The organism is Micromonospora sp. NPDC049529 (genome assembly GCF_055586685.1).
On record NZ_JBVJHT010000003.1, the window covers coordinates 158,330 to 180,097 of the forward strand.

General features: G+C 72.2%; 22 protein-coding genes. 18 read left to right on the forward strand and 4 right to left on the reverse strand.

The window, feature by feature from the left end:
- The first annotated feature begins 60 nt into the window (after positions 1-60).
- From ACZ6QQ_RS05935 to ACZ6QQ_RS05945, 3 genes are all read left to right on the forward strand, one after another.
- A complete protein-coding gene (locus tag ACZ6QQ_RS05935) occupies positions 61-1,257 on the forward strand; it encodes an ATP-binding SpoIIE family protein phosphatase (protein ID WP_465874715.1) in 1,197 nt (398 codons plus the stop codon).
- A 110-nt stretch (positions 1,258-1,367) separates the two neighbouring features.
- Entirely contained in the window at positions 1,368-2,225 is an 858-nt protein-coding gene (map, locus tag ACZ6QQ_RS05940) for a type I methionyl aminopeptidase (RefSeq protein ID WP_465874716.1), read from the forward strand.
- Positions 2,222-2,938 carry a VIT1/CCC1 transporter family protein gene (locus tag ACZ6QQ_RS05945; protein ID WP_465874717.1) on the forward strand — a complete coding sequence of 239 codons (717 nt, stop codon included), beginning with the start codon at positions 2,222-2,224 and terminating at the stop codon, positions 2,936-2,938. Before map ends, ACZ6QQ_RS05945 begins: the two co-directional genes overlap by 4 nt.
- A 63-nt stretch (positions 2,939-3,001) precedes the next feature.
- Here the strand turns inward: ACZ6QQ_RS05945 and ACZ6QQ_RS05950 are convergent, their stop codons facing one another.
- The 4 genes from ACZ6QQ_RS05950 to ACZ6QQ_RS05965 all read right to left on the reverse strand — a co-directional run bounded on the left by ACZ6QQ_RS05950 (position 3,002) and on the right by ACZ6QQ_RS05965 (position 5,156).
- Complete coding sequence (locus ACZ6QQ_RS05950; RefSeq protein ID WP_465874718.1) at positions 3,002-3,508, reverse strand: nitroreductase family deazaflavin-dependent oxidoreductase; 507 nt, start codon at positions 3,506-3,508, stop codon at positions 3,002-3,004.
- 119 nt (positions 3,509-3,627) lie between these two features.
- A complete protein-coding gene (locus ACZ6QQ_RS05955; RefSeq protein WP_465874719.1) occupies positions 3,628-4,155 on the reverse strand; it encodes a PadR family transcriptional regulator in 528 nt (175 codons plus the stop codon).
- Between the two features lie 97 nt (positions 4,156-4,252).
- Entirely contained in the window at positions 4,253-4,675 is a 423-nt protein-coding gene (locus tag ACZ6QQ_RS05960) for a ferritin-like domain-containing protein (RefSeq protein ID WP_465874720.1), read from the reverse strand.
- 19 nt (positions 4,676-4,694) lie between these two features.
- Positions 4,695-5,156: a hypothetical protein gene (locus ACZ6QQ_RS05965; protein WP_465875025.1), complete on the reverse strand. Its 462-nt coding sequence runs from the start codon at positions 5,154-5,156 to the stop codon at positions 4,695-4,697.
- 255 nt (positions 5,157-5,411) lie between these two features.
- Here ACZ6QQ_RS05965 and rimP point away from each other — a divergent pair, with 255 nt between their 5' ends.
- From rimP to ACZ6QQ_RS06040, 15 genes are all read left to right on the forward strand, one after another.
- A complete protein-coding gene (gene rimP, locus ACZ6QQ_RS05970; protein ID WP_465874721.1) occupies positions 5,412-6,146 on the forward strand; it encodes a ribosome maturation factor RimP in 735 nt (244 codons plus the stop codon).
- Positions 6,143-7,198 (forward strand): transcription termination factor NusA, encoded by a 1,056-nt coding sequence (gene nusA, locus ACZ6QQ_RS05975; RefSeq protein ID WP_465874722.1) that lies wholly within the window; start codon positions 6,143-6,145, stop codon positions 7,196-7,198. The genes rimP and nusA overlap by 4 nt, the downstream gene beginning before the upstream one ends.
- A gap of 48 nt (positions 7,199-7,246) precedes the next feature.
- Entirely contained in the window at positions 7,247-7,531 is a 285-nt protein-coding gene (locus ACZ6QQ_RS05980; RefSeq protein WP_465875026.1) for a YlxR family protein, read from the forward strand.
- A gap of 108 nt (positions 7,532-7,639) precedes the next feature.
- Positions 7,640-10,660: a translation initiation factor IF-2 gene (gene infB / locus ACZ6QQ_RS05985; RefSeq protein ID WP_465874723.1), complete on the forward strand. Its 3,021-nt coding sequence runs from the start codon at positions 7,640-7,642 to the stop codon at positions 10,658-10,660.
- Between the two features lie 89 nt (positions 10,661-10,749).
- Positions 10,750-11,043 carry a DUF503 domain-containing protein gene (locus ACZ6QQ_RS05990; protein WP_465874724.1) on the forward strand — a complete coding sequence of 98 codons (294 nt, stop codon included), beginning with the start codon at positions 10,750-10,752 and terminating at the stop codon, positions 11,041-11,043.
- A 160-nt stretch (positions 11,044-11,203) separates the two neighbouring features.
- Positions 11,204-11,680, forward strand: a complete 477-nt coding sequence (gene rbfA / locus ACZ6QQ_RS05995; RefSeq protein ID WP_465874725.1) for a 30S ribosome-binding factor RbfA — start codon at positions 11,204-11,206, stop codon at positions 11,678-11,680.
- A complete protein-coding gene (locus ACZ6QQ_RS06000; RefSeq protein WP_465874726.1) occupies positions 11,677-12,744 on the forward strand; it encodes a DHH family phosphoesterase in 1,068 nt (355 codons plus the stop codon). The genes rbfA and ACZ6QQ_RS06000 overlap by 4 nt, the downstream gene beginning before the upstream one ends.
- 51 nt (positions 12,745-12,795) lie before the next feature.
- Positions 12,796-13,203: a hypothetical protein gene (locus ACZ6QQ_RS06005; protein ID WP_465874727.1), complete on the forward strand. Its 408-nt coding sequence runs from the start codon at positions 12,796-12,798 to the stop codon at positions 13,201-13,203.
- Positions 13,200-13,418, forward strand: a complete 219-nt coding sequence (locus tag ACZ6QQ_RS06010) for a DUF6186 family protein (RefSeq protein ID WP_465874728.1) — start codon at positions 13,200-13,202, stop codon at positions 13,416-13,418. The genes ACZ6QQ_RS06005 and ACZ6QQ_RS06010 overlap by 4 nt, the downstream gene beginning before the upstream one ends.
- A 488-nt stretch (positions 13,419-13,906) precedes the next feature.
- Positions 13,907-15,238, forward strand: coding sequence for an MATE family efflux transporter (locus ACZ6QQ_RS06015; RefSeq protein WP_465874729.1), 1,332 nt, complete (start codon positions 13,907-13,909; stop codon positions 15,236-15,238).
- Between the two features lie 66 nt (positions 15,239-15,304).
- The gene (gene truB / locus ACZ6QQ_RS06020; RefSeq protein WP_465874730.1) at positions 15,305-16,192 is read left to right on the forward strand and encodes a tRNA pseudouridine(55) synthase TruB; all 888 of its coding nucleotides are present in this window, start codon (positions 15,305-15,307) and stop codon (positions 16,190-16,192) included.
- Positions 16,193-16,257: 65 nt separating this feature from the next.
- Positions 16,258-17,202, forward strand: coding sequence for a bifunctional riboflavin kinase/FAD synthetase (locus ACZ6QQ_RS06025; protein ID WP_465874731.1), 945 nt, complete (start codon positions 16,258-16,260; stop codon positions 17,200-17,202).
- Between the two features lie 146 nt (positions 17,203-17,348).
- A complete protein-coding gene (gene rpsO / locus ACZ6QQ_RS06030) occupies positions 17,349-17,618 on the forward strand; it encodes a 30S ribosomal protein S15 (protein WP_121159027.1) in 270 nt (89 codons plus the stop codon).
- A 280-nt stretch (positions 17,619-17,898) separates the two neighbouring features.
- Positions 17,899-20,253, forward strand: coding sequence for a polyribonucleotide nucleotidyltransferase (locus tag ACZ6QQ_RS06035; protein ID WP_465874732.1), 2,355 nt, complete (start codon positions 17,899-17,901; stop codon positions 20,251-20,253).
- Positions 20,254-20,374: 121 nt separating this feature from the next.
- Positions 20,375-21,739 carry a M16 family metallopeptidase gene (locus ACZ6QQ_RS06040; RefSeq protein ID WP_465875027.1) on the forward strand — a complete coding sequence of 455 codons (1,365 nt, stop codon included), beginning with the start codon at positions 20,375-20,377 and terminating at the stop codon, positions 21,737-21,739.
- Positions 21,740-21,768: the final 29 nt, after the last annotated feature.

Here is a 21,768-nt window from a genome sequence, read left to right on the forward strand (position 1 = left end):
CTGGGCGGACACGGTGAGAGGGCGCAACGGCACTCCGCACCGGCGGGAGCAGGAGGCGAGATGAGCTCGGGCCCGGCAGAAGACGGCAGCCGGCAGCATGCCGGTCCGGTGCACGGGACGCGCGAACTCCCCACCGACACCGACCCGGCAGCCGGCGTCACCGCCGACACCGCCACGGTCGGCGCCACCGGCGTCGCTGGCACGGCCACCGGCGGCGGCGAGTGGTACGACGCCGTCACGGCCGTCGACGGCGATCTGGTGGTGGTGGTCGGGGACGTACTCGGGGCGGGGATGTCGGCCGTCGCGGTGATGGGGCAGCTGCGTACGGCACTGCTGGCGGACCTGCTCGCCGGAGTCAACCCCGGCACCGCCCTCACCCGGCTCAACCGGCAGTTCGCCAACGCGCTGCGCGAGTCGGACGCGATCGTGCTCTGCCTCCGGTTCGAGCCGCGTACCGGCCGGCTCTGCTACGCCAGCGCGGGACACCCGTCGCCGCTGTGCCTCGGCTCCGACGGCCGGATCGACCTGCTGCACCGGCGGCCGCTCGGCCCGGCGATCGGGGACCGGCCCGACGCCCGGTACGACACGGTCGACACCCGGCTGGCGGCCGGCGCCCGGCTGCTGTTCCACAGCGCCGTCCCCGCGCGGGCACCCACCAGGGCGCCGCTGCGGTCAGCCACCCCGGCACCCGTCCGTGCCGAGCCGCCGTCAGACATGATCTTTCCGTTCCGCCCGGCCCGGGACTCACCCCGGCCGGTCGCGGCGATCCCGGTCGGACCGGCCGAGGAGGAGATAGAGGAGCTGGTCCAGGTGCGATTCGTGCAGGCACCCCACCGACCGAGGGCCGAACAGGTCGCCATCCTGGCACTCGCGGAGACCGCCCCCAACCGGTTCGCGCTGCGCCTGCCGGCCGACCCGACCAAACTGAGCGCACTGCGCCAGCGGCTGCTGGAGTTCCTCTCCGACCACCAGGTCGGAGAGGAAGATCTTTTCGACCTCGTCGTCGCGGTCTCCGAGGCGGCGGCGAACGCGATCGAGCACCCCGTGGCGCCGGCCGACCGGACGATCACCGTCGAGGTGGCCGTGGTCGACGGCACGGTGGTGGCGACCGTACGGGACAGCGGGCAGTGGCGGGAGGCGCACGATCCCGGATTCCGGGGCCGGGGACTGGAGCTGATCCGCGCGCTCGGCGAGCTCAGCGTGAGCCGTACCGCCGAGGGCACCGAGGTCACCTTCTGGCGGCGGTTGTCCTCCTGAGCGGGGCCCGACCGGGCCGGTGGCGCGGCGGGAACGCGCCACCCCGGAACCCCTCGTGGCGGCAGTCACGGCGCGGTGAGCGCCAGGGACCCCGGCGATAGGCTGGACGCATGAACGTCCGTGCGCCACTCACCCCAGGCACCCTGTCCCCGTGGCGGCCGGTGCCACCCCAGATCGCCCGACCCGAGTACGTCGGCAAGAAGCGGCCCAAGGAGTGGCGCGGGTCGCACGTGCAGACGGCCGAGACGATCGAGAAGATGCGGGTCGCCGGGCGGATCGCCGCGCAGGCGACGCAGCTCGCCGGTGAGCACTGCAAGCCGGGGGTCAGCACCGACGAGATCGACCGGGTGGTGCACGAGTTCCTCGTCGACCAGGGCGCCTACCCGTCGACCCTCGGCTACCGGGGCTTCCCCAAGTCGTGCTGCACCAGCCTGAACGAGGTCATCTGCCACGGCATCCCCGACTCGACGCTGCTGGAGGACGGCGACATCATCAACGTCGACGTCACCGCCTTTGTCGACGGCGTGCACGGCGACACCGACGCCACCTTCTGCGTGGGCGAGGTGACGGAATCCAACCGGCTGCTGGTGGAGCGGACCCACGAGGCCATGATGCGGGGCATCCGGGCGGTCGCCCCCGGCCGGCAGATCAACGTCATCGGCCGGGTGATCGAGTCGTACGCCCGCCGGTTCGGCTACGGCGTGGTGCGCGACTTCACCGGCCACGGCATCGGCGAGGCCTTCCACAGCGGGCTCTACGTGCCGCACTACGACAGCCCCCGACCCACCGACCTGATGGAACCGGGGATGACCTTCACCATCGAACCGATGATCACCCTCGGCACGCACGAGTACGACATGTGGGCCGACGGCTGGACCGTGGTGACCAAGGACCGGCGGTGGACCGCCCAGTTCGAGCACACGATCCTGGTCACCGAGGACGGGCACGAAATCCTCACCCTGCCATGACGGAATCCCCGGCCGCACTGCGAGAGGACCACCACGCCGACGTCTCCGGCGGTTGGCTGCGTCCCGCCGTCTTCGGCGCGATGGACGGCCTGGTCACCAACATCGCACTGATCGCGGGAGTCGGCGGCGGCGGCATCGCCCCGCGCACCATCGTGCTGACCGGCGTCGCCGGCCTGGTCGCCGGAGCGATCTCGATGGGACTCGGCGAGTACACCAGCGTCCGTTCGCAGAACGAGCAACTGGCCGCCGAGGTGGCCAAGGAGCGCCGCGAGCTGGAACGGCACCCGGAGGCGGAGGCACAGGAGCTGGCCGACGCCTGGGTCGAGCGCGGGCTGCCCCGGCATCTCGCCGAGCAGGTCGCCACGGCGTTGCGGAGCAACCCCGAAGAGGCGCTGCGGGTGCACGTACGCGAGGAACTCGGGGTCGATCCGGACGAGCAGCCCAGCCCGTGGACGGCGGCGATCCTGTCGACGGTCTGCTTCTCCGTCGGCGCCCTGGTGCCGCTGCTGACGTATCTGCTCGGCTTCACCAACCTCTGGCTGGCCCTCGGTGTCGGCGCGTTGGGTCTGTTCGTGGCCGGTGCGCTGGTCGCCCGGTTCACCAGCCGACCGTGGTGGATCAGCGGCACCCGGCAGCTGCTGCTGGGTGTGGCGGCGGCCGTGGTGACGTACCTGGTCGGCCGGTTGATCGGGCTGGGCGGCCCGCTCGGCTGATCCGGCCGACCCGGCACCGGCAACGGCACCGGCACCGGCAACCGCAACGGCAACGGGACGGGCTCAGGGCGTCGGGTCGTGGGGGGTCGGTTCGGCGGTGCCGGGGCCGTCCGGGGCCAGCCGGAAGATCCGGATGTCGCGTCCGCCGGACCGTTCCACATAGGTCCGGTACGCCGGCCACTCGGCCAGCAGCAGCTGCCACAGCCGCTCCCGCTGCGCGCCCTCGGCCAGGGTGGCCCGGACCGGGAACCGGGTGCCGTCGAGGGTGACCGCCGCGGTCGGCTCGGCGAGCAGGTTGAGCGACCAGGCCGGGTGCCGGGTCTGGCCCCAGTTCGAGCCGATCACCACGTAGGCGTCGCCGTCGCGTACGTAGAGCAGCGGGTTGCTGCGCGGCTGCCCCGACCGGCGACCGGTGGTCGTGATGATCAGGGACGGGGCGATGCCGAGCGCCACCACCCGTCCCCGGGTCACCCGACCGATCAGCCGGTCGACCGGGACGAGGAACCGGACCGTCCGGGCGAACCAGCGTCGGTGGCTGAACCGGCGGACGAGCGTACCGAGGGCGGACATCGACACAGTGTGTCGGTTTCTCCGGAAAAGGAAAGCCCCGAACGGTGGAGAACCGGGCGCTGTCCGGTCGGCCCGCCCCACGGCTGTCGTGTCGGACGTGCCGCGCGGGCGACCGGAACCTACGGCGTACCGGTCGGCGGCTGGCCGAGACTCTCCATGCAGTGGTCCAGCCAGCGGATCTCCGCCTCGGTCTGGACGATCATCGCGTCCAGCACCAGCCGCCCGGAGACGTTGTCGGGGCGGGTGTCACGGACCTTGCGCCGGACGAACTCCTGGAGCGCCCGGGTGCTCGCCGCCCGCTGGGTGTGCACCACCCGGTCGACGTCGACCCCCGGTGTGGACAGGGCCAACGCCAGCTTGATCGTCAACTCGTCCCGGGGACGTTCGGTACGGCTGATCGCCGTCTCGAACCACCCGGCCAGCTCCACCCGCCCGGCCTCGGTGATCCGGTACGGCCGCTGCCCGGCATCGTGCTCCGGCAACGACTCGACCAACTCGTCCCGGACGAGGCGGCCGAGCGTGGTGTAGACCTGCCCGATGTTGAGCGGCCAGGTGGCGCCGATCGACTCCTCGAAGGCGGACCGGAGCTGGTAGCCGTACATCGGCCCGCGTTCGAGGAGGGCGAGCAGGCCGTAGCGGATGGACACGGCTACCGAGTATGTATACCGGGTATCCCGCTGGCAACCCGCGCCGGAACGGCTCCACCAACCGTCCCGGCGGCGCCCCGGTGACCTGCGGCGGCGGTCAGGTCGGCCGGCCGGGGAAGGCCACCGTGACGGGGGTGACCCCGGCGGTGCGCCGCCACCGGGTGGCCCGTACGGCGCAGTCGGTCAGCGCGTCCAGCGCCCGGCCCCGGTCCGCCCCGGTCGTGGTGGCCAGCGCCGCCCGCCACACCGCGCCGGTCCGTTCCTCGATCTCCACCGCCAACTTCAGTGCCGCCGCCGCGTCGGTCACCGGGAACGGCAACTCGTAGCTGGCGGCGGCCGCCGGTGCGGTGCCCCCGTTGCCGGTCAGCAGCAGCACTAGCGCGTCCCGCCGGGTCCGGTGGGCGGCCTCGGCGGCCCGCGCGTCGGCGGCCTGGGCACCGGTGAGCCGCACCCCGATCGGCCCGTACGCGAAGATCGCCGCGTGCTCGGCGGCGAGTGCCGCGTCCAGTGGTCCGCTCATCACGCCGCCCCCGCTCGGTTCACCGCAGCACCTCCAGGTGGGTGGCCCGCGCCGCGGCGATGGTGCCGAGCAGGACCGCCCGGTCCGCCGGTGCCTCGGTGCAGGCCTTCGCCATCGTCTCCCGGCCCTCGGTCTCGGCCGCCCGCAACGTCGCCAGGGCGCTCTTCGAGTCCCCGGCCGGTGCCGGTGTGCCGGCCGACGCGCCCACCGTCGGGCTGCCGCTGGGCAGGACGGTGCCGGTCACCCGGGCGAGTTCGGCGGCGTGCGCCCGGTGTGCCTGCGCGACCGGGCCCAGCCGGTCGGCGAGGTCGGGAAAGGCCGCCACGGCGGCGTCGTACCGGTCGGCGAGGTCGAGCGCGTTGGTGACCAGCGGGGCGAGCGGGTCGGGCGGGGGCGGCACCGGCTCGTCCCCGAACAGCCCGCAGCCGCTCAGTGAGCCCGCGCCGGTGGCGAGCGCCAACAGGCCGGCCGCCCGGATCAGGTCGCGTCGGGACCGCCCCCGTACGCGATGGTTCTCGTTGGTCTCCGCGGTCCGCACCGGGCAAGTCAACACCATGCGTCGCGGACGCCGGGCGCAAGGCCGGTACCCGGCGTACCCTTCGCCCCGGTGCGCCGCCCGGCTCGCCGGTCGGCCCGCGCGTTACGCTCTGCGCAGCCGCCGGGCGCGTCTGGGCCCGGTGGCGAACTGGCATGGCTGCCCGCCTGGGCCGCCGACGATTCGGAAAGGAGTGCGGATATGACGCAGCGTGGCCGCGCTACCAGCCGGTCGACGGCTGGGCCGCGGGCTGGTGAGCGGCGCTCGGTGGAGCGCCCTCGGAGTGATCTTACTGCTCGTCGGGCCCGGCTACGGGCCGTGATCGAGCCGGTGGTGGTCGAGGCCGGCTACGACCTGGAGGACGTCTCGGTCGCCCGCGCCGGGCGTCGGCACGTGGTGCGGATCATCGTGGACGGCGACGGCGGGATCAACCTCGACGCGGTGGCCGACGTGTCCCGGGCCGTCTCGGCGGCGCTCGACCTGGCCGAGGAGTCCGGCGGCGACATCGTCGCGGGGGAGTACCAGCTGGAGGTCAGTTCGCCCGGCGTGGACCGGCCGCTGACCCTGCCCCGGCACTGGCGGCGCAACGTCGGCCGGCTCGTGAAGGTCACCACCTCCGGTGGCGGGACGCCCGCGCCGGAGCAGCGGACGGCGGAACCGGCCACCGCCGACCGGCCGACCACCGAGCGGCAGATCACCGGACGGGTGGTCGCCGCCGACGACGAGCGGGTCCGCTTCGACCTGGACGGGACGTCCGGGGAGTGGGCCTACGCGGATCTCGGTCCCGGTCGGGTGCAGGTGGAGTTCAGCCGGCTCGACGAGGTGGCGGACTCCGATCTGGTGGAGTTCGAGGACGACCAGCCCGACATGCACGACGACGACCTGCCCGATATCGACGACACCGACGACGAAGATGTGGAGGGCGAGGAGAGGTGAACATCGACCTCGCGGCACTGCGCGCCCTGGAGCGCGAGCGGGAGATTCCGTTCGACACGATCCTCGCGGCGATCGAGACCGCGTTGCTGACCGCCTACCGGCACACCGAGGGCTCGGAGACGCACGCCCGAGTGGAGATCGACCGTAAGACCGGGGCCGCCCTGGTCTACGCCCAGGAGGTCAACGAGGAGGGCGTGGTCGGTCGGGAGTGGGACGACACCCCGCACGACTTCGGCCGGATCGCCGCGATGACCGCCAAGCAGGTGATCCTCCAGCGACTGCGGGAGGCCACCGACGAGGTGCACTTCGGCGAGTACGTGGGCCGCGAGGGTGACCTGGTCACCGGGGTGGTCCAGGCGCACGAGGGACGGGCCGAGAAGGGCATCGTCAGCGTCGACCTGGGCAAGCTGGAGGCGGTGCTGCCCGCGCCCGAGCAGGTGCCGGGCGAGATCTACGGGCACGGCCAGCGGATCCGGTGCGTGGTGGTGCACGTGGCCAAGGGCTTCCGGGGCCCGCAGATCACCCTGTCCCGTTCCCACCCGAACCTGGTGAAGAAGCTCTTCGCCCTGGAGGTGCCGGAGATCGCCGACGGCACGGTGGAGATCGCCGCGATCGCACGTGAGGCAGGTCACCGTACGAAGATTGCGGTCCGGTCGGCCGTACCGGGGGTGAACGCCAAGGGCGCCTGCATCGGGCCGATGGGTCAGCGGGTCCGCGCGGTCATGAGCGAGCTGCACGGCGAGAAGATCGACATCATCGACTGGTCGGACGACCCGGCCAACTTCGTCGGCAACGCGTTGTCGCCGGCCAAGGCGCTGCGGGTCGAGGTGGTCGACCTGGCCAGCCGCGCGGCCCGGGTGACCGTGCCGGACTTCCAGCTCTCGCTGGCGATCGGCCGGGAGGGCCAGAACGCCCGGTTGGCGGCGCGTCTGACCGGTTGGCGGATCGACATCAAGCCCGACAACGAGCAGGCGGCGAGCTCGGCTCCGACCGGTGCGCGGGCCGGTGCTGATCACGTGACGGAGCCGGGCGGAGCGATCTCGGCCGGGTAGGGGTAGACTTTCCCAGTGGTACGACGCGTGTGGCCGGAGCGCACCTGTGTGGGCTGTCGGCAACGCGCTTCGGCTGTCGATCTGCTGCGGATTGTCGCGGTCGGCGACGGGGTTGGCTACAATCTCCGACCTGATCCGGCCCGCAGGTTGCCGGGTCGGGGGGCGCATCTGCACTTTGACTCGGCTTGCTTCGCGCTGGCACAGCGGCGCCGCGCCTTCGGGCGGGCACTGCGTATCCCCGGTGTTCCTGACACCGGGGTGCTGGCCGAGCACATTGATGCGTCAACCACTACGTCCGGCCATCCGGCCGGGCGAGGGTCGCAAGCAAGGTAGGACGACCGACATGAGCACACGATGAAGTCCCTGAAATGACCAGGCTTCAAGTGCACGAGTGAGGTTGTTGCGGGTACTTGCCCGCACGACCTCGGAGTGAGGAGTGCAGTGGCAGGCAAGGCCCGCGTACACGAGCTGGCAAAAGAGCTCGGGGTCGAAAGCAAGACCGTTCTCGCCAAGCTGAAGGAAATGGGCGAGTTCGTGAAGTCCGCGTCGAGCACCGTCGAGGCGCCAGTCGCCCGCCGGCTGCGCGGCGCGTTCGTCGCGTCGTCGAACGCCGCGGCGGCCCCCGCCGCGCCGGCGACCCCAGCCCCTCCGGCGGCCCCGTCGGCGACCCCCGGGACAGCAACCCCGGGTGAGCCGAGGATCTCCGCCAAGCCCATGCCGCCCCGCCGTCCCACGGCGCCGCCGGCCCGGCCGAAGGGCCCGGTTCCGGGTCCGCCCCAGCCGGCCGCGCCGACCGCCAAGCCGGCGAGCGCGCACGACATCGAGGTAGCGGCCGCCGAGGCGCGCGCCGCCGCCCTCAAGGCGGAGCAGGAGGCGGCGGTCAAGGCCGCCCAGGCCGCCCGTCAGCAGCAACGCGACACCGTACGCCGGGAACCGCCGGCCGACGGTGGCGCGCAGACCCGGCCCCGGCCGGGTCCGAACGCCGTTCCGCCGCGTCCGGGTTCCCCGGCCGCCCGGCCGGCGACTCCGGGTGCTCCGGCACCGGGTCGCCCCGGCCCCGGCGGTCGTCCGCCGGCGCGTAGCGGTGGCAACAACCCGTTCGGCATCACCCCGGGTGGTCAGCGTCCGGCCGCTCCCGGCGGACCCCGGCCCAACCCGGCGTCGATGCCGCCCCGGCCGAGCCCGGCTTCCATGCCGCCTCGGCCCAGCCCGGCTTCCATGCCGACCCAGCGTCCCGGTCGTCCCGCTGGCGGCGGCCCCGGCCGTCCGGGCGGTCCCGGCGGCGGTGCGGGTCGTCCCGGTGGCGGCGGCGGTGCCGGTGGCGGCTTCCGTGGCGGCCCCGGTGGCGGTGGCGGCGGCGGTGGCTTCCGTCCCGGTGGCGGCGGCGGTGCCGGTGGCGGCTTCCGTCCCGGTGGCGGCGGTGGCGCCCCCGGTGGTGGCGGCGGTTACCGTGGCGGTCCCGGTGGCGGTGCGCCGGCCGGTGCGGGCGCCGGTGGCGGCCGTCCGGGTGGTGGCGGTCGCGGTCGTGGCGGCGGTGCCGCGGGTGCCTTCGGGCGTCCGGGCGGCAAGCCGACCCGTGGTCGCAAGTCGAAGAAGCAGCGCAGACAAGAGTTCGACAACCTGTCCGCGCCGACCATGAGCTCGGGTGCCCCCCGAGGTCAGGGTCAGGTCGTACGGCTGTCGCGCGGTGCCTCGCTGTCGGACTTCGCCGACCGGATCAACGCCAACCCGGGTTCGCTGGTCCAGGAGATGTTCAACCTGGGCGAGATGGTCACGGCGACCCAGTCCTGCTCGGACGAGACCCTGTTGCTCCTCGGTGAGCACCTCGGCTTCGACGTGCAGATCGTCAGCCCGGAGGACGAGGACCGCGCCCTGCTGGCGCAGTTCAACATCGACCTCGACGCCGAGGTTGACATCGCCCGACTGGTCACCCGTCCGCCGGTGGTGACCGTCATGGGTCACGTCGACCACGGTAAGACCAAGCTGCTGGACGCGATCCGCAAGACCAACATGGTCGCGGGCGAGGCCGGTGGCATCACCCAGCACATCGGTGCCTACCAGGTGTGGGTTCCGCACAACGGGGACGAGCGGGCGCTGACCTTCATCGACACCCCGGGTCACGAGGCGTTCACCGCCATGCGTGCCCGTGGTGCCCAGGTCACCGACATCGTGGTGCTGGTGGTCGCGGCCGACGACGGCGTCATGCCGCAGACGATCGAGGCGCTCAACCACGCCAAGGCGGCCGACGTGCCGATCGTGGTCGCGGTGAACAAGGTCGACAAGCCGGAGGCCAACCCGGACAAGGTCCGCCAGCAGCTGACCGAGTACGGCCTGGTCGCCGAGGAGTACGGCGGCGACACCATGTTCGTCAACGTGGCGGCCAAGCCCGGCATCGGCATCGACGAGCTGCTTGAGGCGATCCTGCTGACCGCCGACGCGTCGCTGGAGCTGACCGCTCCGATCGACGGGCCGGCGCAGGGTGTCGCGGTCGAGGCGCACCTCGACAAGGGGCGCGGTGCGGTGGCGACGGTGCTGGTGCAGAAGGGCACCCTGCGGGCCGGCGACTCGATCGTCGCCGGTGGGGCGCACGGACGTGTCCGGGCGATGCTCGACGAGAACGGCAACCAGGTCGCCGAGGCCGGACCGGCGCGTCCGGTCATGGTGCTCGGTCTGACCGCGGTGCCCAGCGCCGGTGACACGTTCCTGGCCGCGGCCGACGACCGTACGGTGCGGCAGATCGCCGAGCAGCGGCAGGCACGGCGACGGGCGGCGAGCTTCGCCAACTCCCGTGGTCGGGCCACTCTTGAGACGCTCATGGAGCAGATCAAGGAGGGCGAGAAGACCTCGCTCAACCTCATCCTCAAGGGCGATGTCTCCGGTTCCGTGGAGGCCCTGGAGGACGCGCTGTTCAAGCTGGACATCCCCGAGGAGGTTCAGCTCAAGATCCTCGACCGTGGCGTCGGTGCCATCACGGAAAGCAACGTGATGCTGGCGAGCGCTTCGGCCGAGGCGGCGACGATCATCGGCTTCAACGTGCGGGCCTCGAACAAGGTTCGCGAGATCGCCGACCGCGAGGGTGTGGAGATCCGGTACTACACCGTGATCTACCAGGCCATCGAGGAGATCGACGCGGCGCTCAAGGGTCTGCTCAAGCCGGAGTACGAAGAGGTCGAGCTCGGCAGCGCCGAGATCAGGGACGTCTTCCGGTCCTCCAAGATCGGTAACATCTCCGGTTGTATCGTCCGCTCGGGGGTCATCCGGCGTAACGCCAAGGCCCGCCTGCTGCGCGACGGGGCGGTCGTGGCGGACAACCTCACGATCAGCTCGCTCAAGCGGTTCAAGGACGACGCGACCGAGGTGCGCGAGGGCTTCGAATGCGGTCTCACCCTGGGCAACTACAACAACGTCCAGGTTGGCGACATCATCGAGACCTTCGAGATGCGGGAGAAGACCCGCGCCTGACGGATAGCTCCAACTGATCAAGGGGTTTACGCCCGTGGTGGCGTAAACCCCTTGATCATGCGGGGTGTCGGGGCGGTATCGTCCACTCGATGTTTACTGGAACCGCGGTTTTCGACGTATTGCTGCCGGGGGATTCCCGGTCGCTGAAGGAAAAGCGCTCCTATGTCCGCCCGGTGGTGGCGGCACTGCGCCGGTTCGAGATCTCGGTCGCCGAGGTGGGTGCTCTGGACCTGCACGGGCGGGCCGAGATCGCGGTGGCGGTGGTGGCGGCGGAGGCTTCCCACGTGGGCGAGGTGCTCGACAAGTGCGAGCGCCTGGTCGCCGGTCGACCCGAACTGGAACTGCTGTCGGTCCGGCGCAGACTGCACGGCGAGGACGACTGAGGGGCCGGTGCGGCCGGTGTCCCGGTGGAGGTCACCGGGCGGCGCCCCCGAGCGCCCCGTCATGGCTCGCGGGTAGTGTTCAAAAGTCGGCCGGTGGCCGTCGGCGGTGCTCCGTACCGTCGACCCGCGCCGGGAGTAGGGATGCCGTGGAGGTGCGGAAATGACGGACCCGGCCAAGGTGCGCCGGCACGCTGAGCGTGTCCGGGAGCTGGTGGCTTCCGTGGTGCGTACGCAGATCAAGGATCCCCGGCTCGGCATGATCACGATCACCGATGCCCGGATCACCGCCGATCTGCGGGAAGCCACGGTTTTCTACACCGTGCTCGGTGACGCCACCGAACAGGCCTCCACCGCCGCCGCCCTGGAAAGCGCCAAGGGCCTGCTGCGCAGCACCGTCGGCAAGGCGCTCGGGCTGCGGCACTCGCCGTCCCTGACCTTCGTCCTGGACAACGTGCAGGACCAGGTCAAGCACATCGATGACCTGCTCGCCGTCGCGCGCAACGCGGACGAGGAGGTGCAGCGGCGGGCGGCCAACGCGGCGTACGCCGGTGACGCGCAGCCGTACAAGCTCGACGAGGACGACGACTCGGACGACGACGAGGACGACCCGGCCGTCGGGCCCGGTGACCGGCGGTGACCGGCTCCGCCGGTCCGGCTCTGGCCCAGTCTCCGGCCGACGCCGGTCCCGACCCGGCTGACTGGGCGGCGGCGGTCGCCGCCGTACGCGCCCTGTCGCCGGACGCCCGGGTGCTGCTGATCTGTCACGTCAACCCGGACGGGGACGCGCTGGGCAGCATGCTCGGCTGCGCCCTCGGCCTGCGCCGGCTGGGTTTCCGGCAGCTCCAGGCGACCTTCCCCGGCCCGCCCGGGGTGGCCGAGCCGTTCGGCGCCCTGCCCGGTCTCGACCTGCTCGTGCCGGCCGCCGACACCTGGACCGATCCGGACCTGGTGCTCTGTTTCGACGCCGCCAGCGTGTCCCGGATCGGCGACCTGGTCGACCGGCTCGACCGGGCGGGTGAGGTGGTGGTGCTGGACCACCACGCCTCGAACACCCGGTTCGGCCGGATCCACCTGGTCGACCCGCTCGCCGCCGCCACCTCGGTGGTGGTGGAGGGGCTGCTCGACCGGCTGGACGTACCGCTCGACCGCGAGATCGCCGAGTGTCTCTACGTCGCGTTGACCACCGACACCGGTTCGTTCCGGTTCGCGATGACCACTCCGGCGGTGCACGAGATGGCGGCCCGGCTGCTGGCCACCGGAATCCGGCCGGAGGAGATCTCCCGCCGGGTCTTCGACACCCGACCGTTCGGTGCCGTCCGGCTCTACGGCGACGTGCTGGGCCGGGCGGTGCTCGAACCGGCCGCCGCCGCCGGCCACGGGCTGGTCTGGACCTACGCCACCCTGGACGACCTGGCCCGGCACCAGCAGCCGGCGTACGTGCTGGAGGCCCTGATCGACTCGGTGCGGTGCACCGAGGAGGCGGACGTGAGCTGCGTGCTGAAGCAGGTGGCGGCGGCCGAGTGGGCGGTCTCGATGCGGAGCAAGGGTGCGCTGGACGTGAGCCGGGTCGCGGTGGCGCTCGGTGGCGGTGGGCACCGGCTGGCCGCCGGGTTCACCGGTCGTGGCGGCCCGGCCGAGGTGATCGGGGCGATCCGGGACGAGTTGGAGCGGGCGCTGACCGGGCCGGAAGATCGGGGATAGTCCGGGGACAATGCACTTTCGGCACTCCGGCACCGCGGGCACAATCGGAAGATGGAGCAGCCCTCGGAAATAGCCGTCGTTGTGCCGCGTCCCTGGGACAAACCCCTTGTTTCGGTCCCCGTACTCGCCTGTCTGTCGCTGGTGGGCGGCCAGCTTCCCTCGTTCTCGCTGTCGGCGAACCTCTACACCCTGGGCACCGGGGGAGTGCTGATCTGGCTCGGACTCGGCAACCGGGTGCCGCGTCGGCCGCAGTCCTCCCGGCCCCGACAGGGCACGATCTGGTGGGTGCTGCCGGTAGCCGTGCTGGGGGTGTTCGAGGGGGCGACCTTCGCGCTCGGTTCCGGTGACGATTTCCCGACCCTGTCCCGCCTCGCCGATCCGCTGCTGACCGACGAGCTGACCCGGTCGGTCGCGTACTTCGGCTGGCTGGCGGCGTTCTGGGCGCTGGTGCGCCGATGAGCGCGACGCGGTTGCTGGCGATCGGCGGGTTCGCGCTGGCCTTCGTCCTGTTCGCGGTCGTCGAGTGGGCGGCCCGGCGGGAGGGCTCGCGGATCCCTACTCTCGGTGACCTCTGTGCCCAGGTGATGCGGTACGAGGTGGGCCCGGTGCCGGTGGGCCGGATCGGCCTGTTCGGCTTCTGGTGGTGGCTGGGCTGGCACTTCTTCGCCCGCTGACACCGCAGGTCACGGAATCGTACCGTTCCGTATCGCGGGAATCCGGCACAGAATGTGGACCTGAACGATAGCTTGGTTTGTGGGCGTACGACGGTGCCCCAACCCGGCACCGCGCGCCACCAGGGTCAACCGACCCGGGCTCACGCTGCTCTGACCGATCCCGTCCGGCGATCCCGGAGGGCGGGTCCGCGGCGATCAGCAGAACCCGTACGCGTCCGGCCGCGCCTCTCGGTGCGCCGACGCACCCTGGACAGGAGCCTTCCCGATGGCGACCAAAACCAAGCCCGAGACCACTGACGAGGCCCGCGAGCAGGCCCGTCGCGCCTTGCAGACGTCGATGGACACCCGCCAGTGACCGACCCGGTGCGCGGCTGACGGCGGGCCCGATCCGCTCGACCGTCGGCCGCCCATCCGTTCCACCTCGCTCCGTTCGGTAAGTCCCGCGCCGGCTTGCTCTCCTTACTGGAGGCGTGCCACGATCGGGCGCGATGAGCAAAGCCACCGTCGCCGGTCCGCACCCGCCACCGGTCACCTCGCGCGGGATCGCCCGGCTGGCCCTGCCCGCCCTGGTCGTGCTCGCCGCCGAGCCGCTGTACGTGCTGGTCGACACCGCCGTGGTGGGCCACCTGGGCCGGGTGCCGCTGGCCGCGCTGGCGGTCGCCGGCACGGTGATGACCCTGGTCGTCTGGCTCGGCACGGTCGCCGCGTACGGCACCACCGGCCGCTCGGCCCGCCGGTTCGGTGCCGGTGACCGGGCCGCCGCCGTGGCCGAGGGCGTACAGGCGTCCTGGCTGGCGCTGGCGGCCGGCGTACTGATCGTGGTCGTGGCCCAGGTCGCGGCCGGGCCGTTGGCGCGGACGCTGGCCGGGGACGACCCGGCGGTGGCCGGTGCCGCCGCCGACTGGCTCCGGATCGCCGTCCTCGGCGCCCCCGGACTGCTGCTCGCGGCCGCCGGCAACGGCTGGCTGCGCGGCGTGCAGGACACCCGGCGCCCACTGTTCTTCGTGCTCGGCCCCAACCTGCTCTCCGCCGTGCTCTGCCCGCTGCTGGTCTACCCGGCCGGGCTCGGCCTGGTCGGCAGCGCGGTCGCCAACGCGACCGCGCAGACCCTCGGCGGTCTCCTCTTCGTCGGCGCCCTGGTCGCCGAACGGGTCCCGCTGCGTCCCCGCCCGTCGGCGATCGTCGGACAGCTCGTCCTCAGCCGGGACCTGCTGGTACGCGGAGCGGCCTTCCAGGCCAGCTTCCTGTCCGCCACCGCCGTCGCCGCCCGGTTCGGGGCCGCCTCCGTCGCCGCCCACCAGATCGCCCTGCAACTCTGGTTCTTCACCGCGCTGGTCCTGGACGCCCTCGCGATCGCCGCGCAGGCGCTGATCGGGGCGGCGCTCGGCGCCGGTGACGTGGCCGGCGCGCGGGCGCTGGCCCGCCGGCTCGCCCTGATCGGCGGCGGCTGCGGGATCGCCTTCGCGCTGCTCGTCGCCGCCGGGGCCCCGGTCGTGCCGTCCTGGTTCAGCGCCGACCCGCAGGTACGCGAACAGGCGCTGGTCGCCTGGCCGTGGTTCGTCGGGATGCAGCCGGTGGCCGGGGTCGTGTTCGCCCTGGACGGGGTGCTGATCGGCGCGGGTGACCTGCGTTACATGCGCGACCTCACCATCGTCGCCGCGCTCGGTGCCTTCCTACCGGCGATCTGGGCCGCGTACGCCCTCGATCTGGGGCTCGGCGGGATCTGGGCCGGACTGGCACTGTTCCTGGTCGTACGCCTGGTCGGCCTGCTGCTGCGGCTGCGCAGCGGCGCCTGGGCGGTCGCCGGCGCGACCCGCTGACGACACCGGGTCGGGGCGGGCGGGCCGGCGTGGCGGCCCGGTCGGCGTCTGGCAGGCTTGGCGGTCGTGAGCGTCGACGGTCTGATCGTGGTGGACAAGCCCAGCGGCATGACGTCGCACGACGTGGTGGCGCGGATCCGCCGGTTCGCCAAGACCCGCAGGGTCGGGCACGGCGGCACCCTGGACCCGATGGCGACCGGGGTGCTGGTGATCGGCGTCAACCGGGCGACCCGGCTGCTCACGTACGTGATCGGCGCAGGTAAGCGGTACACCGCCACGATCCGGCTCGGCCAGTCGACGATCACCGACGACGCCGAGGGCGACGTGGTCACCGAGGTCTCCGCCAGCGGCGTCACCGACGAGCTGGTCCGTGCCGGCCTGCTGCCGCTGACCGGCGAGATCGACCAGGTGCCCAGCGCGGTGAGCGCGATCAAGGTGGACGGGCAGCGGGCGTACAAGCGGGTGCGCGACGGCGAGGCGGTGACGCTGGCCGCCCGCCGGGTGACCGTCTCCCGGCTGGACCTGCTGGCGGTGCGGCGCCCGACACCGGACCTGGTGGATCTCGACGTCGACGTGACCTGCTCCTCCGGGACGTACATCCGGGCGATCGCCCGTGACCTCGGTGCCGCGCTCGGGGTCGGCGGGCACCTGACCGCGCTGCGGCGTACCGCCGTGGGCGGCTTCGACCTGGCCGAGGCGGTGACCCTGGACGAGTTGGCCCAGCGGGAGCCGTCGGACGTGGTCAACCTGCCGGTCGAGGCGGCGGCCCGGAGGTTCTTCGCCACCCGGCAGGCCGATGCCGCCGAGGCGAAGGTGCTCTCGCACGGCGGTCCGCTGGAGCCGGCCGGGATCGACGGGCCGTACGCCGTGTTCGATCCCGACGGCGGCCTGATCGCTATCGTCAGCGAGCGGGGCGGCCGGGCCCGCGCGGAGATCGTGCTCTCCCCGGCCTGACCGGCCGGCGGACTGGGCCGACGGGCACGAGCAAGCTGGCGGGGAACGAGCGGAAGGGGGAGCGGATGCAGCGCTGGCGGGGGTACGACGGGGTGCCGGGTGGCTGGGGCCGGTCGGTGGTGACCATCGGCGTCTTCGACGGGGTGCACCAGGGGCATCAGGCGATCATCGGGTACGCCGCGAAGCGGGCCCGCGAACTCGGCGTGCAGTCGGTGGTGGTCACCTTCGACCCGCACCCGTCCGAGGTGGTCCGGCCGGGTACCCACCCGGCGGTGCTGACCGAGCCGAACCGGCGGGCGGAGCTGATCGAGTCGCTCGGCGTCGACGTGCTCTGGGTGGTGCCGTTCACGCCCGAGTTCTCCCGGCTGACCGCCGAGGGGTTCGTGCACAACGTGCTGGTGGAGAACCTGCACGCGGCGCTGGTCGTGGTCGGGGAGAACTTCCGGTTCGGGCACCGGGCCGCCGGTGACGTGGTGCTGCTGGAGCGGCTCGGCCGTACCTTCGGCTTCGCGGTGGAGGGGGCGCCGCTGGTCGCCCGGGACGACACGGTCTTCTCCTCGACGTACATCCGGGCCTGTGTGGCGGCGGGGGACGTGACCGCCGCGTCGGCGGCGCTCGGCCGCCCGCACCGGCTCGACGGTGTGGTGGTCCGGGGTGACCAGCGGGGGCGGGAGATCGGTTTCCCGACCGCCAACCTGCTCTGCCACCGCTATGCGGCGGTCCCGGCGGACGGGATCTACGCCGCCCGGCTGGTCCGGCACGGCGGGCGGCCCGGTCAGGTTCCGGAGGTGCTGCCGGCGGCGGTGTCGATCGGCACGAACCCGACCTTCAACGGCCGGGAGCGCCGGATCGAGGCGTACGTGCTCGACTTCGCCGGTGATCTCTACGGGGAGCGGTTGGCGCTGGACTTCGTCGCCCGGCTGCGCGAGACCCGCCACTACGACGGCATCGAACCGCTGGTGGCGCAGATCAACGAGGACGTGGCGCAGGTCCGGGAGCTGCTCGGTTGAGCGGCGCGGCCGGCCCTTCGGGGGGTTGACGTACCACGGGCTGGTAATGTGACGGGGACGTCGGGTCACCGACGAGGGTCCTCGCGCGCCTGCACGACGCCGCGGGTGCGAGGTATTCACTGAAACCCACCAGAAACAGGGAGAAAATGGCGCTCGACCAGGAAGCAAAGAGCAAGATCCGGCAGGAGTACGCGACCGTCGAGGGCGACACCGGTTCGCCGGAGGTCCAGGTCGCGGTCCTCACCAAGCGGATCGCCGACCTCACCGAGCACCTGAAGGTGCACAAGCACGACCACCACAGCCGTCGTGGTCTGCTGCTGCTGGTCGGCCGTCGCCGCCGGCTGCTCAACTACATGCAGAAGAAGGACATCAGCCGCTACCGGACGCTCATCGAGCGTCTCGGCCTGCGGAGGTGACGCAGCGGGGGAGTGACGACGTCGGGTTCGGCCCGACGACGGCGCTCCCCCGGCCCGTCGCCAACGAATAACAGGGGCCAGCGCGACCACCCAACGGGAGCGGGTCGGCACCGGTCCTCGGTAGTGGCCCCCGGGCGCCCGGCACGAGCCGGCACCCCGGGCGCTTCGATCGAAGACCGGCCGTTCGAACAGTTCCCCCAGTGCCAACCGGGCGCGCACCGGAACCTACCGGCGCGCAGGGCGGTCGTGAGCCCCACGACCGAAGGAGTGCAACACACTCATGACCGAGCAGAACAATCTCGGCACCGAGCACAGCAAGGCAGTGATCGACAACGGTGCGTTCGGCACCCGCGAGATCACCTTCTCCACCGGCCGCCTGGCCCGCCAGGCCGCCGGCTCCGTCATCGCCCAGCTCGGCGAGACGGTGGTCCTCTCCACGACCACCGCGGGCAAGCAGCCCAAGGAGCAGTTCGACTTCTTCCCGCTCACCGTCGACGTCGAGGAGCGGATGTACGCCGCGGGCCGGATCCCCGGCTCGTTCTTCCGCCGCGAGGGGCGCCCGAGCGAGGACGCGATCCTCACCTGCCGCCTGATCGACCGGCCGCTGCGCCCGTCCTTCGTCAAGGGCCTGCGCAACGAGGTCCAGGTCGTCGAGACCGTGCTCGCGCTCGACCCGCAGCACCCGTACGACGTCGTCGCGATCAACGCCGCGTCGATGTCCACCAAGCTCTCCGGCCTGCCGTTCTCCGGCCCGATCGGGGCGACCCGGATGGCGCACGTGGACGGCCAGTGGGTGGCCTTCCCGACCCACGAGGAGCTGGGCCGGGCCACCTTCGACATGGTCGTGGCCGGTCGGACGCTGCCGGACGGCGACGTCGCGATCATGATGGTCGAGGCCGAGGCGACCGAGCACACCGTGGCCCTGGTCGCGGGCGGCGCGACCGCCCCGACCGAGGAGGTCGTGGCGAGCGGTCTGGAGGCCGCCAAGCCGGCCATCCGCGAGCTGTGCCGGGCGCAGAGCGAGCTGGCCGACGTCGCGGCGAAGCCGGTGGCCGAGTTCCCGATCTTCCTGGACTACCAGGACGACGTCTTCGAGGCGGTCGCCACGGCGGCCCGTGGCGACGTCGCCGAGGCGCTCAAGATCGCCGGCAAGGCCGAGCGCGAGGACGCCCTGGACCGGATCAAGGAGCGGGTGCGCGAGCAGCTCGCCGCCGACTACGAGGGCCGCGAGCGCGAGGTCGGCGCCGCCTTCCGGTCGCTGACCAAGTCCGAGGTACGCAACCGGGTGCTGCGCGAGCAGGTCCGGATCGACGGCCGGGGCCCGCGTGACATCCGGCCGCTGACCGCCGAGATCCAGGTGCTGCCCCGGGTGCACGGTTCGGCGCTGTTCGAGCGCGGCGAGACGCAGATCCTCGGCGTCACCACGCTGAACATGCTCCGGATGGAGCAGGCGCTGGACACCCTCTCCCCGGAGAAGTCCAAGCGCTACATGCACAACTACAACTTCCCGCCGTACTCCACCGGTGAGACCGGTCGGGTCGGTGCCCCCAAGCGCCGCGAGATCGGCCACGGGGCGCTCGCCGAGCGGGCCCTCATCCCGGTGCTGCCGGCGCGGGAGGAGTTCCCGTACGCCATCCGGCAGGTCTCCGAGGCGCTCGGCTCGAACGGCTCGACCAGCATGGGTTCGGTCTGCGCGTCCACCCTGGCGCTGCTCAGTGCCGGTGTGCCGCTCAAGGCGCCGGTCGCCGGCATCGCCATGGGTCTGATCTCGGACGAGGTCGACGGCAAGACCCAGTACGTGACGCTGACCGACATCCTCGGTGCCGAGGACGCGTTCGGTGACATGGACTTCAAGGTCGCCGGTACGCCGGAGTTCGTCACCGCGCTCCAGCTCGACACCAAGCTCGACGGCATCCCGTCGGACGTGCTGGCCGCCGCGTTGCAGCAGGCGCACGAGGCCCGGACCACGATCCTCGGCGTGATGCAGCAGGCGATCGAGGGCCCGGCCACGATGTCGGACTACGCGCCGCGGGTGACCACGGTGCGGATCCCGGTCGACAAGATCGGCATGGTGATCGGGCCGAAGGGCCAGACCATCAACGCCATCCAGGACGAGACCGGCGCCGAGATCTCGATCGAGGACGACGGCACGATCTACGTCGGCGCGACCAACGGCCCGTCGGCCGAGGCCGCGGTGGAGCGGATCAACGCGATCGCCAACCCGACGCTGCCGAAGGTCGGGGACAAGTTCCTCGGCACCGTGGTGAAGACCGCCCCGTTCGGCGCCTTCGTCTCGCTGCTGCCCGGCCGCGACGGTCTGCTGCACATCTCCAAGGTCGGCGACGGCAAGCGGGTCGAGCGGGTCGAGGACTTCCTCAACGTCGGCGACCGGGTCGAGGTGTCGATCGCCGACATCGACGCCCGGGGCAAGATCTACCTGGACAAGGTGCGGCCCGAGGGCGAGGAGGCACCGGCCGACGCGGACGGCGCCGACCGTCCGGCCGGCCGTGGTGGCGACCGGGGTCCGCGTGACCGTGGCGACCGGGACCGTGGCGACCGGGGCCCGAGCCGTGGTGACGGCGAGGGTGGCGGTGAGGGCGGCGGCGAGCGTCGTCGTCGGGACCGTCGTAGCTGATCAACGGGTGTGACCCACCGGGCCGTGTCCTGTCGATCATGTCGATGGGACACGGCCCGTCCATTTCCACCGAGCTAGGAGTCCTGGTTCCTTGAAGCGGGATACGCAACCACCCTCTCTCCTGACTCGGTCGGGACCGGGCCGAACCGGCGGCGCGCACCGGGCGCCGGCCGCTCGGGCCGTGACCCGTACGCTCAGCGCCGATCCGCTCGGCGGCACCGTGCGCCGTACCGTGCTCCCCAGCGGGCTGCGCATCCTCACCGAGGCGATCCCGACCGTACGCAGCGTGTCGTTCGGCGTCTGGGTGTCGGTCGGCTCGCGGGACGAGACCGGGTCGTCGGCCGGTGTCTCGCACTTCCTCGAACACCTGCTGTTCAAGGGCACCAACAAGCGGACCGCGCTGGAGATCTCGGCCGAGATTGAGGCGGTGGGCGGCGAGACGAACGCCTTCACCACCAAGGAGTACACCTGCTACTACGCGCGGGTGCTCGACCAGGACCTGCCGCTGGCCATCGACGTGATGTGCGACCTGGTCGCCGACTCGGTGCTCGACCCGGCCGACGTGGAGACCGAGCGCGGGGTGATCCTCGAAGAGATCGCCATGCACGACGACGAGCCCGGCGACGAGGTGCACGACCTGTTCGCCACGGCGATCTACGGCGACCACCCGCTCGGCCGGCTGATCTCGGGTACCGAGGAGACCATCTCCCCGATGACCCGCCGGCAGATCCAGACGTTCTACAAGAAGCGCTACACCGCGCCGAACATCGTGATCTCCGCCGCCGGCAACCTCGACCACGCGACCGTGGTCAAGCTGGTCCGCCAGGCGCTGCGCGGGACCCCGCTGGACACCCCGGCGGCCGAGCCGGCACCGCCGCGTGCGGCCGCCCCGGCGGTGAAGACCAGGACCGGGCGTACGGCGGTGGAGCACAAGGAGACCGAGCAGGCGCACGTGATCCTGGGCTGTGCCGGGATCGGGCGGGTCGACGAGCGGCGGTTCGCGCTCGGCGTACTGAACAACGTGCTCGGCGGGGGTATGTCCAGCCGGCTGTTCCAGGAGGTCCGGGAGCAGCGCGGGTTGGCGTACTCGGTCTACTCCTACGCCAGCCAGTACGCCGACAGTGGGGTGTTCGCCGTCTACGCCGGTTGCGCGCCGGGCAAGGTCGAGGAGGTTCTGGGCCTGGTCCGGGCCGAGTTGGCCGAGGTCGCCGCGAACGGTGTCAGCGCCGCCGAACTGGCCCGGGGCAAGGGCATGGCGAAGGGCTCGTACGTGCTGGGCCTGGAGGACACGGGGTCGCGGATGAGCCGGCTGGCAAAGGGCGAGCTGCTCTTCGGTGATCTGCTCTCGGTGGACCAGTTGCTGGCCCGGGTGGACGCGGTGACGGCCGAGGAGGTCAACGCGCTCGCCGCCGACCTGCTGGCCCGCCCGATGTCGCTCGCGGTGGTGGGCCCGTTCGGCGCGGACGACTTCGCGGCCCCGAGCTGACGGTGTCGATCATCGCACCGCTGCCGTCC